Genomic DNA, 15,721 nt, shown 5'->3' on the forward strand with positions numbered 1-15,721 from the left:
ATGGTCCGTCAGTTATGGTCGCCGTCAGTCATGGGCCGTCAGTCATGGGCCGTCGTGCCGTCGTCCGGAGGGGTGAGTGCAGTGCAGACACGACCGCGGAGTCCGCAGCCGCCCGGGGAACCGCGCTGGGTCGCGCTGTCCTACCGGTCGTCGTCGGCCGCCTGGCACGTGGCCGCCGAGTCGCCGCACCGCGCTCCCGTGCTGTACGCGCTCGGCGAGATGGCCCAGACCGTGCGGGCCCGCGGGGACGAACTGACGGTGGCCCTGTGGGGCCCGAAGGACGGCGCGTGGCAGCGGTTCGACACCGACGCCGCGCCGCCTCCCGCGCCGGAACCGACCGCCCCCGAGCCGCCGCCGTCCCGTCGCGCCGCCGAGCCGAGCAGGCTCGCGGAGCGCATGCACGACCGCCGGCACCAGGTGCTCATGGCGGGGCTGAGCAAGGCGGGCCGCTACGACCTCGCGCCCGAGGACGTGGCGGCCGTCCAGACCCTCGTCGACCGGCTCGACGAGACCACCGTGCGCAGGGTGGCGCACTGGCTCGCCCTGGCCGGCGGTGGCCGCTAGAACCCGTCGGCCCGGGCCGGTTGGGCGGCGGGCCGTCAGGGCAGTGACGTCGTGAGGTTCTCTCCGCGACGGGAGTGCACATGAAGATCTCCGTGGACCGCGAGGCGTGCTACGGCTCCGGCGACTGCGCGTTCCGGGTTCCCTCCGTCTTCACCGTGGTGGACGGGTTCGGGGCGGTCCTGCCCGGACACGAGGACGCCGGGGACGACCCGCGGGTGGTGGAGGCGGCCGAGAAGTGCCCGGCCCAGGCGATCGCCCTCGGCGAGTAGCGGCCGGGCCGGGGGACAGGCGCTACGCGCCGGCGGCCGGACCGTGCCACCGCAGGCCCGCCAGAGCCCTCGCGCGCGCCTCGACGACGGCCATCCGGGCCGCACGCTCCGCCGGATCGACGTGCGAGGGCTGCCCCGTCGCCTGCCCCTCCCACTTCCGGTACAGGAGCCCCACCTCCGCCGAGAACCAGCCACGGCTCACGGAGTTCAGCGCCAGCAGCAGGCCGGTGTCCTCGGACGCGGGCAGGGCCATCCAGCCGCCGAGCGCCAACAGCAGATCGCGGCGGACGAAGAGCGTCGCCGGATGGACCTGGGCGCGGTGGCCGTTCGCCGCCCAGAAGTCGAGGACCGCGCCGGGCTCGATCGGGCCGTCGTCCGGGTCGCCGGGGAAACCGGCCGTCGAACCGTCGGGCAGCAGGTCCAGGACCCGGGAGGTCGCCCAGCCGACGGAGGGGTCGGCTTCGAGGGCCGCCAGGTCGCGGGCGAGGGCCCCCGGGGTGAGCTGGTCGTCGGCGTCCAGGACCTTCACGTAGGCGCCGTCGGCGTGCGCCAAGGCGATCGTGCGGGCGGTGCCCGGGCCCCCGGGGCGCCCCTGACGGAAGGTCACCCGCTCGTCGTCGGGGACGTGGGGGCGGACCTCGTCGGTCCGGCCGTCCTCCTGGATCAGCCACCGCCACTCCCAGCCCGCGGGCAGTTCCTGCGCCCGCAGCGACTTGTACGCCTCGGGCAGGAACCCGGCCGACGGGGCGTGGACGGCGGTGACGACGGTGATGCGCCGGCTCACGGCGGCACTCACCACCTCTCCAGGGGTCGGCGGGCGCGTCGCGACGCGCTGCTCGACGCGGCCGGGCCACGGACATGGAAGGGCCCGACCGCTGGCGACGGGGGAAGCACCAGCGATCGGGCTGTGGCCAAGACTAACAAGGCGGCTGGTACGGAGGGAGCCGACCGCTCAGGCGCGGCGAGGGGCTGTGACCGGGATCACGCACAGCGGCGAGGCGGCTGCCCGTCACTCGTCGCACGGAGGGTCGTACGAGAGCCGCGGCAGGTACTCGTTCCACCGCTCCGGTGTCAGCACGCCCCGTGTCGCCGAGCAGATGCGCCGGATGGCCGCGTCGACGTCCAGGTTCCACAGCCGCACGGTGCCGACGCCGCTGGAGACGCCGAGCATCTCGCTGCGGGGGCTGAAGGAGAGGAACGTGCCCGTCCGGGCGTTGGGGCTCATCGACTGGCCGATGGCGGAGGCGTCGGAGGGGACGGTGACGTTCCACAGCCGGATCGTGTTGTCGTTGCCGCCGCTCGCCAGGGTGCGGCCGTCCCGGCTGAAGGTCAGGGACGTGACCGCCTCGGTGTGGCCGGTGAGGGTGGCGCCGAGGCGAGCGGAGCCGGTCGAACCGGTCGAGCCGGTCGGGCCGGGGAGGGTCCACAGTCGGACCGTGTCGTCGTCGCTGCCGCTGGCCAGCGTACGGCCGTCCCGGCTGTAGGCCAGGACGTTGACGGGCCCTTGATGCCCCGTCAGCGGCCGGCCGAGCGGAACGGCCCGGCGGGGGTCGGTCACCTTCCACAGCCGGATGGTGCCGTCGGCGCTGCCGCTGGCCAGGGCGCGGCCGTCGGGGCTGAAGAGGAGGGCGTTGACGAAGCCCTTGTGGCCGGTCAGGGGCGCGCCGAGCCGGGTGGGGCGAGACGGGTCGCGGACGTCCCACAGCTGGACGGTGCGGTCGTCGTAGGCGGTGGCCAGGGTGTGCCCGTCCGGGCTGAAGGCCAGCGCGTCCGGGCCCATGAACCGGGTCCGCAGCGGGACGGGCTGCCCGTGGGAACGGGGCCGGGCCGGGTCCGAGACGTTCCACAGGTGGACCGACCGGTTCCCCGTCAGCACCGCGAGGGTGCGGCCGTCGGGGGAGAACACCAGGGTGCGCTGGTCGCCGTCCGCGGCCATGAACGGTGTGCTCAGCCGCACGGGCCGGCCGGGGTTCGCCACGTTCCACAGCCGGATGCGGCCGTCGCGCGCGGCCGTGGCGAGCACCCGCCCGTCCGGGCGGAACGCCCCGGTGCTGCCGATCATGTCCGACGCCGGGATCGACCACAGGCGGACCTTGCTGTCGCCGCTGCCGGTGGCGAGGGTCCGGCCGTCGGGGCTGAAGCCGAGGGCGTACATCTCGCCGCTGCCGCCCGCGAGCGGCTCGCCGACCTGCGAGGGGTAGGCCGGATCGCTGACGTTCCACAGGCTCGCCGTGCTGTCCGCGCTGGCCGCGGCGAGGGTGCGCCCGTCGGGGCTGAAGGCCACGGACCAGATGGGGCCGGTGTGGCCGGTGAGCGGCGAACCGATCGGCGCGGCCCGCTCCGGCTCGGCCACGTTCCACAGCCGGACGGTGTCGTCCGCGCTGCCGCTGGCCAGCGTCCGGCCGTCGGGGCCGAAGGCCACCGAGTGCACGAGGTCGGTGTGGCCGCTCAGCGCCGGGCCGACCGGTTCGGGACGGCGCGGGTCGGCCGTGTCCCACAGCCGGACCGTGTTGTCGTCGCCGCCCGCCGCCAGCAGGCGGCCGTCGGGGCTGAAGGCGACGGTCCGTACGGCGGCGGTGTGCCCGGTGAGCGCGCCGAGCTCCTCGGGCCGCCCCGGCCCGGTCACGTCCCACAGGCGTACGGTGCCGTCCTCGCCGGCGGCGGCCAGGGTGTGCCCGTCCGGGCTGAAGGCGACCAGGTAGATGGTGCCCTGGTGCCCGGCCAGGGGCGTGCCGATCGGGGACGGGCGGCCGGGGTCGCGGACGTCCCACAGGCGGATCGTGCCGTCGTCCCCGGCGGCGGCGAGGGTGCGGCCGTCCGGACTGAACACCGCGCTGCTCACCCAACTCGTGGGGCCCGTCAGCGGCGCGCCGAGCGGCTTGGGCCGCGTCCGGTCCGACACGTCCCACAGCCGTACGGTCCGGTCGTAACTGGCCGTGGCCAGAAGCCGCCCGTCCGGGCTGAACGAGGTGAGGTAGACGGCGCCGGTGTGGCCGCGCAGCGGGGTGGCCAGGGGCGCGTTGACGATGGAGACGATCCGGTTCCGGGTGGCTTCGTCGTCCGGCCGCAGACGGTGGGCGACCAGGTCGATCTGGGCGGACAGCGAGGGATCGGTGTACTGGAAACGGTCGGCTTCGGCCACCACCTGCTCGAACACCGCGTCGTTGCGCTGCTGCCAGGCCAGCACCGCCGAACCGACGGCCAGGAGCGCCAGCACCACCAGGGCCGCCACCGCGCTCCGGCTGATCCACACCGTGCGCCGGCGCAGCCGGACCGAGGCGGCCAGGAACTCCGCCGCGCTCCGGGTGAGGAACGTGTCCCCCGCCGACCGCGCCCAGGTGTGAGCCTGTTCCAGCCGTGAACCCCGGTACAGCAGCGCGGAGTCACGGCCCGAGTCCTCCCAGGCCCGGCCGTCCTCCTCCAGCCGCTGGCGCAGCAGGTTGCCGTGCCGGTCCTCGTCGATCCAGTCGCGCAGCCGGGGCCAGGCGTGCAGCAGCGCCTCGTGGGTGATCTCCACGGTCTCCGCGTCGAGCGTCACCAGCCGGGCGCGGACGAGCGCCTCCAGCGACTCCTCCGTCTTGCCCGGGTCCGCCGACTCCTCCGCCAACTGGCGTCGTGTGCCGCGCCTGCGGGTGGCCTGGGTGTCCTCGCCGAGCCGGACCAGCCGCAGCAGGAGCAGCCGCGCGGCGGTGCGGGCCGCGGGATCGAGGCGGGACCAGGCCCGTTCGGCGGTCGCGGCCACCGCTCCCTGGATGCCGCCTGCCGCGCGGTAGCCGGCCAGCGTCAGTTTCCCCGCCTTGCGGCGCTGCCAGGTGGCGAGCAGGGCGTGCGACAGCAGCGGCAGCACGCCCGCGTCGTGCGCCCCGCGCGGACTGTCGGCGCCCACCTCCCGCACGATCAGCTCCGCCAGCCCCGGCTCCAGTTCCAGCCCCACGGCCTTGGCGGGGCCGGTCACCGCCTCGCGCAGTTCCGCGGTGGTCAGCGGGCCCAGCACCATGTGCCGGTGCTGCAGCGCGTCGGCCAGTTCCGGATGGGCGAGGCACTGCTCGTAGAAGTCGGCGCGTATGCCGATGACGGCGAGCACGGGGCCGGCCTCGCCGGGCCCGCCCGGGGTGCAGGCGGCGTGCAGGACCTGGATGAACGTACGCCGGTCCGCCTCGTCGGGGCAGAGGGTGAACGTCTCCTCGAACTGGTCCACGATGAGGACGGGGCGCCCGGCGGACGACGCCGAGCGCCCCGCCCAGTCGGCGAAGGCCTCCCGCACGGCCCGGGCGAACCCCGGTGTTCCGGGTGCCCCCTCCGGCTCGGCCGCGCCCGAGACGACGGCCGCCAGCTCGGGTATCCGACGGGTCAGTTCGGCGAGCGGATCACCGCCCGGCACCAGCTGCACGACCTCGCTCGGCCCGCCGCCCTCGCCGACTCCGTCGCGTCCGCTGCCCCCGCCGCTACCGCCGTGTCCGCTGCCCCCGTCGCTTCCCTTGCCACCGCCGTGTCCGCTGACCCCGTCGCCCCCGCCGCTCAGCGCGCCGTCGCGCAGCGCGGGCACCAGCCCGGCGTTCAGCAGGGAGGACTTCCCGGCTCCCGAGGCGCCCACCAGCATGACCAGCCCGCCCGTCGCCTCCACGGCGCGCAGCTGGGCGACGAGGGCGTCCGTGCTCCGCTCCCGCCCGAAGAACCACCGGGCGTCCTCCTGGCGGTAGGAGGCCAGCCCCCGGTACGGGCACACGCCCCCGGGGACGGCCGCCGTGTCCGCCGTCGGCCGCTCCTCGTCGTCCGCGCCCGCCGCGGGCCGGTCGCCGACCGGGTCGGCCAGCGCCCGCTCCCACAGCCGCTGCCACTGGCCCAGGTCGTACAGGCCCGGGGAGACGGGCGTGGGCCGGGCGCGGCGCGCCTGGGGGATCAGGACGTACAGCACCGCCGCGAGGGCGGCGAACTGAGCGGGCACGTTCTTGGCCCGCCGCCAGTCGCTGATCCGCTGGGCGGACACCCGTACCGGCCGCCCGCGTTCGTCGACCCGCTGGAGCCGGACGACCGCCTCGGACACGCGTTTGAGAGGAGGGTTGCCGGCCTCCCTGTACAGCAGCGCGAGGCGTTCCGCGAAGGCCGTGCGTGCCCCTGAGCCGGAACCCGCGGTCTCCACCCGTTACCTCCCCGCCCTCGCTCCCCGGCCGTCCGGACCGGAAAACTCACTTTATACGGCTGACCTGCGGATTAGTCGTGGTCCGGACATCGGAACCTCCTCGGCGTGAACGGCAGCGGGCAGGATCGTGACGCACTGGCGCGGCAACCGCGCTCAGCCCCGGACGCGCCATCGGCTCAGCGCTCGGAGACATCACTCATGACGCGGCATGTTCTGGTCCGGCTTCCGCTGGAACCACGAGACCGTGACGAGTTCCCGTCGCGTGCCCCAGGCAGCACCGCGGCGCCTCCGTCCGCCCGGGCCGCCACCACGACCACCCTTGTCCGCCCCTTCCCCGATCCGCACCGGCCACACGGCACGGCGCGGATCGACGCCGCCCCACCGCCCGGTACCGGTCCCCACGAGGGGAGGGACCGGTGCCGCGACGGTGGGGCGGTACGGCGGAACCGACCGCCGCTCCTCCGACGGGTGCCCCTGCCCTGACAGCGGCAGCAGTCCGGCCCGCCACCGCTGTCAGGGGTAGCGGCCCGGCGCGCCGCCCGGGCACCCGAGACGCGAACCCGTGATCCAGGTCATCGACCACTACCGCACCACCACGGGCGCGGGCCCGCCGGCCGCAGACCACGACCACACCCTCCTGAACCGCTGGTGCGACCGCACGGTTCACTGGAACGACCGCGCCGAGTCGGAACGATGAGGTGGGGCGCGCCCGCACAGCCGACGACCAACCGTTGCCCCTCACACCGTGTCAGGCGCTGAAGTCGGAGACGTCATGTTCACCATCGGAGACTTCGCCCGCCACGGCCGCTTCTCGGTCCGGATGCTGCGTCACTACGACGCGACCGGACTGCTGCGCCCGGCCCTCGTCGACCCCGCCACCGGCTACCGGTACTACACGGCCGCCCAGTTGACCCGCCTCAACCGCGTCATCGCCCTCAAGGAGCTCGGCGTCACCCTCCAACAGGTTCGCGCCATCGTGGAGGAAAGGAGTCCATCGACCTGAGTGCCACGTGGCTGACAGTGTTCCACCTCCCGGCGAGGCCCCTGACCCAGGCCAACTGAGGGCATCTGGGCCTTGGTAAAGCGCGACCTGGGCCACCTCGCCGCCGCGGACCTCGGTGAGATCACCAGAGCCGTGAAATGTCGGCTCAAGGGGATCCAGTACGGCCCTGACCTCGTCGACGGCTGCGTCACGGCCACTGGCCTGAGCCTGGACGGCTGACCGAAACCGGGACCGGTCCCGGATCAGGCATCCCAGTCCGCATGGTCCCCGATCGCCACGTCGTCGCAGAAGGTCTCCCGGAACCCGTTGTGCACGCGAGCTGTCTCGTCGATGCCGGAGACGAGATCGCGCAGCTCTTCCGCCACCTCCCCACACCTCTCCTCGTCGCCCTCCGCACAGAACGGGAAGCGTGCGATCACGGCAGCGACGCATCGGTTGAAGGAGTCAAGGTCGCTGTTCACGTGATGGGTCGTCACTGACTCGATCTTCGGGTGTGCACCACGTGACCACTGGCCACGTCGACGGCGACGCGTCCGAACAGGCCACTCGTCGCGATGGCGACCAGCTCCGCTCACCGATCACCCCGAGACACACCGGTTCCCTCAGCGGCCGGTACTCGTATCCGATCAACCCGCCGGGGACGCCAGTCTCCTGGAGAGCGGCAGCGATCTGGGTGGGCACCTCGGATGCGACCTCGATGGGAAGCAAGACGAACTCGGGCTTCGACAACTGCGGCAGGGGTGACTCACGGGAGGATCCTCTCTGACGGTCTGCCCGGCGACACCCATAGCCCCGCCAGAGGGGCGAGCCACGTCGAATGGCCGGTCCCATCACCCAATCTTGGGGTCAGATCACCAAGGGGCGGCTGAGCTCCCGCTGGGCGGACACGGGCGTGGCGGTGGGGAAGCGCTGAGCGATGGCCAGCCATGAGCGATGCTCCGAAGGATGTTGAGGCGGTCCCGCATGTTGATCTTGGAATCCGCAAGCTCTGGAGTCTTCCAGATTTCTCCGAAACGATCTCCAGAAACCCGTTAGGGCCTGATCCACTCACTGGATCAGGCCCTAACCTGGTACTTCGCTGTCGGGGTGGCGGGATTTGAACCCACGACCTCTTCGTCCCGAACGAAGCGCGCTGCCAAGCTGCGCTACACCCCGATGTCGCCGCTCGTCGCGGCGACGTCGTTTACTTTAGCCCACTGGCGGCTGGAGACGAAATCCGGTTTTCCAGCACTGCCGGGTCGGGTCGGGGCGGGTGCGGTCGAGGGCCACGAGGACGATGGCCAGGGCGTAGATGGACAGGCCCAGGAGGAGGGCGTTGCCGAGGACGCTCTTGTAGCCGTGCTGGGCGACGTCCAGGAAGGGGTAGAGGTAGCGGGGCGGCGTGCCGGGGAAAGGCAGCTCGCCTCGGGCGAGGGAGAAGACCAGGTAGGCCAGGGGGTAGAGGAGCCAGGTGCCGGCCTGGCGGAGGTGCAGGCGGCCGGGGGTGGTGAGGAGGAGCCAGTCCAGCACGGCCGCGAGCGGGACGGCCGTGTGCAGGGTGTGGTCGGCGAGTGGGGCCGCCCAGTCCGGGAGGACCGCGTTCGTCGTCGATGTGGAGGGGCTTCCCGCGTCGGTCAGGAGCAGGTGGTGGACGAGGGCGGCGGTCACCACGTACAACAGCGCCGCGCCCGTGAGGACTCCCGGCAGTGGTCGGCGGGCCGTCCGGGCCCGGCGGGCCGAGAGCGCGAGGACCGGTGCCAGCAGGACGGCGCTTTGCACCGTGAAGTCGCTCAGGGCCCGCGCCGGGCTGTCGAGGAGCACTTCGATCGTCACGCCCGCAGCTGCCGCCAGGGCGATCAGCAGACGGAAGGCCGCGGTGAGGGGGCGGCGGACGGGGGCCATCACCGCCGTGGCGGGGACCGGTGACGGCAGGAGTGCGAGCCTTCGCGGGATCGCGGGGAGGTCCGGCAGGTCCCTGGGTATCGGGGCGGTCATGCCCTCAAGTTAGGCAGAACGGTGTAAATCGGGCGATGCGGGTAGGGCTGGGCGGGTGATCCGGGCCGGCGTTGCCTCGATCGCGGGGAACCGTCGGGCGGCAAGCCGGGCCGGTCGTGAGCGTCCCGGTCCGCCGGCCGCCCCCCCGACCGCCTCCGCGTCCGGTTCCACTCCCGGAACCGCCCTCAGCTCTGCTCCCGGCTCATCCCCACCACAGCTCTCCCCCGGCTCTGCTCCCGGCTCTACTCCCGTCCCACCAACGTCAGCAACGTCGCCTCCGGCGGGCATGCGAACCGCACCGGCGTGTACCTGTTCGTGCCGCAGCCCGCCGACACGTGGAGGTAGGCCGTACGGCCCTCCGCCGTGTGCGTGGACAGGCCCTTCACACGGTCCGTGTCCAGGTCGCAGTTGGTGACCAGGGCGCCGTAGAAGGGGATGCAGAGCTGTCCGCCGTGCGTGTGGCCGGCCAGGACCAGGGGGTAGCCGTCGGCGGTGAACGCGTCCAGGACCCGCAGGTACGGCGCGTGGACCACGCCCATCGAGAAGTCCGCCGTGTCCGAGGGGCCACCCGCGACCTCCCCGTACCGGTCCCGCTTGATGTGCGGGTCGTCCAGGCCCGTCAGCTCGATCGACACGCCGTCGACCTTCAGCAGGCCCCGGGTGTTCGTCAGGTTCAGCCAGCCCGCCGCGTCGAAGCCGTCGCGCAGGTCCTCCCACGGGTTGTGGACCACGCCGACGGCCGGCGGGTTGCCGTTCAGGCCGTGGCGGCCCTGGATCTTCTCGATCAGGTAGCGGGCGGGGTTGCGGAGCTTGGGGCCGTAGTAGTCGTTGGAGCCGAAGACGTAGGCGCCCGGGAACTCCATGAGCGGGCCCAGGGAGTCCAGGACCTCCGGTACGCCCTCCGGGTCGGAGAGGTTGTCGCCCGTGTTGATCACGAAGTCGGGGCGCAGGCCCGCCAGCGAGCGCAGCCAGCGCTGCTTCTTGCGCTGGCCGCCGACCATGTGGATGTCGGAGACCTGCAGCACGCGCAGGGGGCGCATTCCGGATGGCAGGACCGGGACGGTCACCCGTCGCAGCCGGAAGGAGCGGGCCTCGAAACCCGCCGCGTACACCAGACCGGCGGCGCCAGCCGCCGCGATTCCCAGGGGGACTCCGTATCGCGCGCGCATACGACCATCGTGTCAGACCGGGACGCCACCCGTGTCCGGCCGCCCCCCCCAACGCCCTTTGACAGCAGGCCGTCCAAAACGGCAGGCGCCCCTCCGCCCGCACCTGCGACAATCAACCCCATGACCACGCTCAAGTCGAAGCTGCAGGATGACCTCAACGCCGCGATCAAGGAGCGCGACGAGCTCCGCTCCTCGACGCTCCGGCTCACGCTCGCCGCGATCACCAAGGAGGAGGTCGCGGGCAAGGAGAAGCGTCAGCTCTCCGACGACGAGGTCCAGAAGGTGATCACCCGCGAGGCGAAGAAGCGGCGTGAGGCGGCCGAGGCGTTCGCTCAGGGTGGTCGTGCCGAGCAGGCCGAGCGGGAGAAGGCGGAGGGCGAGGTGCTCGCCGAGTACCTGCCCAAGCAGCTGTCCGACGAGGAGCTGAACGCGATCGTCGCCCAGGCCGTCGAGGAGGCCAGGGCCGCCGGCGCCGAGGGGCCGCGGGCGATGGGCGCGGTCATGAAGATCGTGAACCCGAAGGTGGCCGGCCAGGCCGAGGGCGGCCGCGTCGCCGCCGCGGTGAAGAAGCTGCTGGCCGGCTGACCAGCGCCGAGCCCCACCCGGCTGACTCCCTTCAGCCCCGCCACGCCGGCCAGCCGGACGGCACCACTCGGGGCCGGCGGTCGACTCGGGGCCCGGCACACCACTCGGCCCCAGCACTCGATTCAGGCCCCGGCACACCACTCCGGCCCCACCACAGATTCAGGCCCCGGCACACCACTCCGGCCCCACCACAGATTCAGACCCAGCACACGATCCACACCCGGGCACACGAACAGGCGCCGGCACACGATCCCAGACCCCAGCACACGACTCGGCCCCTCCTCCCGTACGCAGCACACTCGTACGCGAGAAGGGGCCGATCTGCTGACGGGATCACCCGGCGCGGGCCGGCTGCTCAGCCGCGCCCGCCCCCGCCCCCGCCTCCGCCTCCGTTCCCGTTCCCCCCGTTGCCCTGCCCCTGGAAGAAGTCCTCCGGGACAGAGAAGGAGGGCGTCGGGAAGGCGCCGCCGTTCTCGCCGCCGTCGGTGCCCCCGACCAGGCCGCCGATGACGCCGCCGTTGCCGTTGCCCCTGTCGCCGTTGTCCCCGTCGTCGTCACCCTCGTCCTCCCCGCGGTCGCGGCTCGGCGGGTCGGGGATGTGGACGACATTGAAGTCGGGAGCCGGCTTGCCCTCCAGCGCGCCGGACATCATGTCCCGCCAGATCGGGCCGGGAACCTCCCCACCGAAGACCTTGCCGTACGACCGGCCGCCGATGGTGATGTCGACCATCCGCCGCTTGTGCGCCGGGTCACCGACCCACACCGCGCCGGCCATGTTCGGCGTGTAGCCCACGAACCAGGCCGCGTAGCGGAAGTCCGTCGTACCGGTCTTGCCGGCGCTGGGGCGGCTGGAGCCGAGGCCCGCCTTGGTACCCGTACCGTCCTCGACGACGCCCTGGAGCAGCGTGTTGATGGTGTCGGCGGTGGTCTCGGACATCGCCCGCGAGCAGGTCGACTTGGGGACCTCCAGTGACTTCGTCTTGTCACCGACCCGCTGGCTGACCGACTCGATGGCGACCGGGGTGCAGTACATGCCGCGCGAGGCGAAGGTCGCGTACGCGTTCGCCATGGTCAGCGGGGACATCTCCTGCGTGCCGAGGGCGATGGACGGCACCTGCGGCATCTTCTTGCCGTCGGCCCGCTCGACGCCCATCTTCTTCGCCATCGTCGTCACCGGGCAGATGCCGATGTCGCTGATCATCTGCACGTAGTAGGTGTTGACCGACTTGGCGGTCGCCTCCTTCATGTCGTACGGGCCGACCTCCGACTCGTTCTCGTTCTCCAGCTCGGCCGGGCTGTTCGGGTCGTTCCGCCAGGTTTTGCCGTTACAGGCCTGGACCGGGCTCGGGTAGGCCATCTTGTAGGGCGAGGAGTAGACCTTCGTCGCCGGCATGCCGTCCTCCAGGGCGGCTGCGGCCACGATCGGCTTGAACGTCGAACCGGGCTGGTAGCCCATGCCGCCGCCCATCCCCTGATCGACGGAGAGATTGATCTGCGTCTCGTTCTTCTTGAAGCCGTAGGGACGCGACTGGCCCATGGCGAGGATCTTGCCGGTGCCGGGCTCGACGAGGGTGGCGGCCGTGGCCACGTCGTCGCTCTTGTAGACGTGCTCCTTGATCGAGGCCTGCACCGACTTCTGGGCCTGTGGATCGAGGGTGGTGCGGACGGTCAGACCGCCCTGGTTCCAGACCTTGGCCCGGGCCTCTTTGGTCTTGCCGAAGACCGGGTCGTTCAGGAAGACCTCGCGGACGTAGTCGCAGAAGAAGCCGGCGCCCTTGACCGCCGTGATGCAGCCGTTCTTGGGCTTGCTGACCTCCAGGCCGAGCGGTGTGCGCTTCGCCCTGTCGGCCTCGGCCTGGGAGATGTCGCCCACGTCGGCCATGCGCTGCAGCACGACGTTGCGCCGCTTGGTGGCCTCCGCCTCGTCGTTGACCGGGTCGTACCGGCTGGGCGACTGGACGATGCCGGCCAGCAGGGCCGACTCCTGGAGGTTGAGGTCCTTGGCCGACTTGGAGAAGTAGCGCTGGGCGGCGGCCTCGACACCGTAGGCCTGCTGGCCGAAGAACGTGATGTTCAGGTAGTTCTCGAGGATCTTCTTCTTGCCGAGCTCCTCCTCGACCTGGATCGCGTACTTCAGCTCGCGGATCTTGCGGCCCAGGGTCTGCTGGGTGGCCTGCGCGACCTTCGTCGGGTCGTCGCCGGCCTCCTCGACGAAGACGTTCTTCACGTACTGCTGCGTCAGCGTGGACGCGCCCTCGGCGACGCCGCCGCTCTGCGCGTTGCGGTTGAGGGCGCGCAGGACGCCCTTCAGGTCGACCGCGCCGTGCTGGTAGAAGCGGGCGTCCTCGATGGCGACGATCGCCTTCTGCATGTACGGCGAGATGTGCTTGAGGGCGACCACCGTGCGGTCGCGCGAGTAGACGGTGGCGATCGTGCCGCCGTCGGCGTCGAGGATCGTGGTCCGCTGACTCAGCGGCGGGGTCTTCATGTTGGCCGGGAGCTCGTCGAAACTCTCGACCGATCCCTTCGCGGCCAGCCCCAGCGCCCCGACGGCCGGCAGCGCGATGCCGGCCAGCACGGCTCCCGCGAGGACACTGACACCGAGGAACTTCGCGGCCTGCTGCGTGGGGGACAGGCCGCCGCCCGAGCGCTTCTTTGGCATGGGGGCAGCCTAATCCGTGACGGTGAACGTTCCGAGGGAGCGGCTGGCCTTGGGACGAACGCCACCCCTGATGACGGCATGGCAAAGTCCCTCGGCGACCTTCCCGTTCGCCGGACAGGCCGACAGGCCTTGGCCTAAGCTGCTCTCGACTGTCACAGCGGTGAGGCCACGTATCAATACGTCCGGTGACCCCGAATCGTTGCGGGTGGTCCCCAACTTTTTTCGATGGGGGCGTGTCCGAATTCGCCTTGTGTGTCATCCGGCGCCCGTTGTGACGCAAGAGAACTGTCCTCATTTGTCGGGAATGCCGCGCATGTCGCCAGCTCACTCCCCCGGGTGATCTGCCGCTTACCCATAGTCCGTTCGGACCATTCAAGATTGGGCCCGCTGGGGGTGTTGCGCTGTGCCCACCTTCCGTAACGTCCTCAACTGGCGGCGGTGAATATGCCGCTGCCGCCGTGGGGGAGCCTCGATTCGGGAGAGGACGGCGCCGGTATGGGCTGGGTAACCGACTGGAGTGCGCAGGCGGCCTGCCGCACTACCGATCCGGATGAACTGTTCGTTCAGGGAGCAGCGCAGAACAGGGCCAAGGCGGTGTGCACCGGATGCCCGGTGCGCACGGAGTGCCTGGCCGACGCGCTGGACAACCGCGTCGAGTTCGGCGTGTGGGGAGGCATGACGGAGCGTGAGCGCCGCGCACTGCTGCGCCGGCGGCCCACGGTGACCTCCTGGCGCCGACTGCTGGAGACCGCGCGCCTGGAGTACGAGCGGGGGGCCGGTGTCGTGCCCCTCAACGACGACGAGGTGTACGAGAACTACGCCGCGGTGAGCTGAGGGGCCCTGGCCGGGTCCCTCCCCGCATCAGGCTCGCTCGCTTCAGACTCACGCGGACCGGTTCCCTTCGCAGGCGTGCCTGCGCTCAGGCGTGCGTCGGGGGCAGCTCCGACCGGTGTTCGGCGAGCCGGTGCCCGATGTCCCGCAGTCCGGCGAGGTCGTGGACGTCGCCGGGGAGCGCGGCCACTTCCGCCACTGCCACCTCCGGGTGCAGGGCCGTGAAGCGGTCACGCGTGCGCTGCTCGCGGGCGAGCAACTGCATCCGTTCGGCGTGCAGCCTCAGCAGGCCTGCGGCGAGGCGGTCGACGGACCGCTCCCCGTCCGCGGCATCGGTGTTCGCCTCGGCAGCCTCAGCCAGGTCCGTCGCGGCGGGGGAGCCATCGTCAGGATCCGGGGTGCCGGACACGGGAGAGTCTGAACTGTCGTACGTGTCGGGGGAGTTACGAAGTCCAGCTTTCCCGCCCTCCTGATCCACAATGCGGGAGTCCTCAAGATTTTCCGCGGCGGCGAGCGCCCGCTCGGCCGACAGCCGGCCGGCGCCGCTGCCGTGGACGCGGTTGAGCACCAGACCGGCGAGCGGCATGTTCTCGGCGGCCAGGCGCTCCACGAAGTAGGCGGCCTCGCGCAGCGCGTCCCGCTCCGGCGCCGCCACCACCAGGAACGCCGTGCCGGGCGCCTGCAGCAGCTTGTACGTGGCGTCCGCGCGCGTACGGAACCCGCCGAAGGTCGTGTCCATCGCGGCCACGAACGTCTGGACGTCCTTCAACAGCTGACCGCCCAGCAGCTTGCCGAGGGTGCCGGTCATCATCGACATGCCGACGTTCAGGAACTTCATGCCTGCGCGGCCGCCCAGCTTCGCCGGCGCCGTCAGCAGCCGGATCAGCCGCCCGTCCAGGAACGAGCCGAGCCGCTTGGGCGCGTCGAGGAAGTCCAGCGCCGAGCGGGACGGCGGCGTGTCGACCACGATCAGGTCCCACTCGTCGCGGGACCGCAGCTGCCCCAGCTTCTCCATCGCCATGTACTCCTGCGTGCCCGCGAAGCCCGCCGAGAGCGACTGGTAGAAGGGGTTGCCCAGGATCGCGGCCGCCCGCTCGGGGTCCGCGTGCGCCTCGACGATCTCGTCGAAGGTGCGCTTCATGTCGAGCATCATCGCGTGCAGTTCACCGCCCGCGGAGTCGTCGATGCCCTTCACCCGCCGCGGGGTGTTGTCCAGCGAGTCGATGCCCATGGACTGGGCGAGCCGGCGCGCCGGGTCGATGGTGAGGACCACGACCTTGCGGCCCCGCTCGGCCGCACGCAGCCCCAGGGCCGCCGCCGTGGTCGTCTTGCCGACCCCGCCCGCGCCGCAGCACACCACGATCCGGGTCTTCGGGTCCTCGATGAGCGGATCGAGGTCGAGCACGCGCGTGGGGGTCAGGTGAGGGCGGGCCGGGTCGTGCGTGTGCGCCGGGTCCGGACGGCTCATGACATCCCCTGCTTCCGACTCGTGCCAGGTTTTGCTCGACGACTCGTGACGGGCCC

The 15,721-nt window shown here is 71.9% G+C and carries 12 protein-coding genes, 1 tRNA gene and 2 pseudogenes; 7 read left to right on the forward strand and 8 right to left on the reverse strand.

Translation table 11 applies throughout. The features are described 5' to 3' along the window. The first annotated feature begins 81 nt into the window (after nt 1–81). Both ACFPZJ_RS10645 and ACFPZJ_RS10650 read left to right on the forward strand, forming a co-directional pair. Nucleotides 82–564 (forward strand): hypothetical protein, encoded by a 483-nt coding sequence (locus ACFPZJ_RS10645; protein WP_381019882.1) that lies wholly within the window; start codon nt 82–84, stop codon nt 562–564. An 80-nt stretch (nt 565–644) separates the two neighbouring features. Then, on the forward strand, nt 645–833 hold the full coding sequence (locus ACFPZJ_RS10650; RefSeq protein WP_381019884.1) for a ferredoxin: 189 nt from the start codon (nt 645–647) through the stop codon (nt 831–833). A gap of 22 nt (nt 834–855) precedes the next feature. On the opposite strand, the gene ACFPZJ_RS10655 is transcribed toward ACFPZJ_RS10650, so the two are convergent. Continuing rightward, nucleotides 856–1,629 (reverse strand): glycosyltransferase family 2 protein, encoded by a 774-nt coding sequence (locus ACFPZJ_RS10655; protein ID WP_381019886.1) that lies wholly within the window; start codon nt 1,627–1,629, stop codon nt 856–858. A gap of 213 nt (nt 1,630–1,842) precedes the next feature. Continuing rightward, nucleotides 1,843–5,973 (reverse strand): nSTAND1 domain-containing NTPase, encoded by a 4,131-nt coding sequence (locus ACFPZJ_RS10660; protein WP_381019888.1) that lies wholly within the window; start codon nt 5,971–5,973, stop codon nt 1,843–1,845. Between the two features lie 562 nt (nt 5,974–6,535). Here ACFPZJ_RS10660 and ACFPZJ_RS10665 point away from each other — a divergent pair. From ACFPZJ_RS10665 to ACFPZJ_RS39890, 3 genes and pseudogenes are all read left to right on the forward strand, one after another. Beyond that, nucleotides 6,536–6,670: a hypothetical protein gene (locus ACFPZJ_RS10665; protein WP_381019890.1), complete on the forward strand. Its 135-nt coding sequence runs from the start codon at nt 6,536–6,538 to the stop codon at nt 6,668–6,670. A 75-nt stretch (nt 6,671–6,745) separates the two neighbouring features. After that, nucleotides 6,746–6,961 (forward strand): annotated as a pseudogene (locus ACFPZJ_RS10670) (MerR family transcriptional regulator); the annotation flags it as partial. Continuing rightward, a pseudogene (locus ACFPZJ_RS39890) lies at nt 6,952–7,195 on the forward strand (IS630 family transposase); the annotation flags it as partial. The pseudogenes ACFPZJ_RS10670 and ACFPZJ_RS39890, both read left to right, overlap by 10 nt. Before the next feature lie 23 nt (nt 7,196–7,218). On the opposite strand, the gene ACFPZJ_RS10675 reads toward ACFPZJ_RS39890, so the two are convergent. The 4 genes from ACFPZJ_RS10675 to ACFPZJ_RS10690 form a co-directional block, all read right to left on the reverse strand. Then, a complete protein-coding gene (locus ACFPZJ_RS10675) occupies nt 7,219–7,452 on the reverse strand; it encodes a hypothetical protein (protein ID WP_381019892.1) in 234 nt (77 codons plus the stop codon). Nucleotides 7,453–8,057: 605 nt separating this feature from the next. Then, a tRNA-Pro gene (locus tag ACFPZJ_RS10680) sits at nt 8,058–8,131 on the reverse strand. 33 nt (nt 8,132–8,164) lie between these two features. After that, nucleotides 8,165–8,950, reverse strand: a complete 786-nt coding sequence (locus ACFPZJ_RS10685; protein ID WP_381019893.1) for a Pr6Pr family membrane protein — start codon at nt 8,948–8,950, stop codon at nt 8,165–8,167. Between the two features lie 242 nt (nt 8,951–9,192). After that, nucleotides 9,193–10,119 carry a metallophosphoesterase gene (locus ACFPZJ_RS10690; RefSeq protein ID WP_381019895.1) on the reverse strand — a complete coding sequence of 309 codons (927 nt, stop codon included), beginning with the start codon at nt 10,117–10,119 and terminating at the stop codon, nt 9,193–9,195. A 120-nt stretch (nt 10,120–10,239) separates the two neighbouring features. Here ACFPZJ_RS10690 and ACFPZJ_RS10695 point away from each other — a divergent pair, with 120 nt between their 5' ends. Next, the gene (locus tag ACFPZJ_RS10695) at nt 10,240–10,704 is read left to right on the forward strand and encodes a GatB/YqeY domain-containing protein (RefSeq protein ID WP_381019896.1); all 465 of its coding nucleotides are present in this window, start codon (nt 10,240–10,242) and stop codon (nt 10,702–10,704) included. A gap of 355 nt (nt 10,705–11,059) precedes the next feature. Here the strand turns inward: ACFPZJ_RS10695 and ACFPZJ_RS10700 are convergent, their stop codons facing one another. Next, the gene (locus tag ACFPZJ_RS10700; protein WP_381019897.1) at nt 11,060–13,366 is read right to left on the reverse strand and encodes a transglycosylase domain-containing protein; all 2,307 of its coding nucleotides are present in this window, start codon (nt 13,364–13,366) and stop codon (nt 11,060–11,062) included. A gap of 495 nt (nt 13,367–13,861) precedes the next feature. Between ACFPZJ_RS10700 and wblA the strand changes: the two genes are divergently transcribed. Then, entirely contained in the window at nt 13,862–14,200 is a 339-nt protein-coding gene (wblA, locus tag ACFPZJ_RS10705) for a transcriptional regulator WblA (protein WP_381019899.1), read from the forward strand. An 85-nt stretch (nt 14,201–14,285) separates the two neighbouring features. Here the strand turns inward: wblA and bagB are convergent, their stop codons facing one another. Continuing rightward, on the reverse strand, nt 14,286–15,665 hold the full coding sequence (bagB, locus tag ACFPZJ_RS10710) for an ATPase BagB (protein WP_381019901.1): 1,380 nt from the start codon (nt 15,663–15,665) through the stop codon (nt 14,286–14,288). Between the last annotated feature and the right edge of the window lie 56 nt (nt 15,666–15,721).

Source organism: Streptomyces bullii, from assembly GCF_042657145.1.
Lineage (GTDB): Bacteria > Actinomycetota > Actinomycetes > Streptomycetales > Streptomycetaceae > Streptomyces > Streptomyces bullii.

What these genes read in the sequence shown, in the direction of transcription:
- ACFPZJ_RS10650 (WP_381019884.1), top strand. Translation starts at nt 645, where the DNA reads ATGAAGATCTCCGTGGACCGCGAGGCGTGCTACGGCTCCGGCGACTGC.
- ACFPZJ_RS10685 (WP_381019893.1), bottom strand. Translation starts at nt 8,950, where the DNA reads ATGACCGCCCCGATACCCAGGGACCTGCCGGACCTCCCCGCGATCCCG.
- ACFPZJ_RS10690 (WP_381019895.1), bottom strand. Translation starts at nt 10,119, where the DNA reads ATGCGCGCGCGATACGGAGTCCCCCTGGGAATCGCGGCGGCTGGCGCC.
- ACFPZJ_RS10695 (WP_381019896.1), top strand. Translation starts at nt 10,240, where the DNA reads ATGACCACGCTCAAGTCGAAGCTGCAGGATGACCTCAACGCCGCGATC.
- ACFPZJ_RS10700 (WP_381019897.1), bottom strand. Translation starts at nt 13,366, where the DNA reads ATGCCAAAGAAGCGCTCGGGCGGCGGCCTGTCCCCCACGCAGCAGGCC.
- wblA (WP_381019899.1), top strand. Translation starts at nt 13,862, where the DNA reads ATGGGCTGGGTAACCGACTGGAGTGCGCAGGCGGCCTGCCGCACTACC.
- bagB (WP_381019901.1), bottom strand. Translation starts at nt 15,665, where the DNA reads ATGAGCCGTCCGGACCCGGCGCACACGCACGACCCGGCCCGCCCTCAC.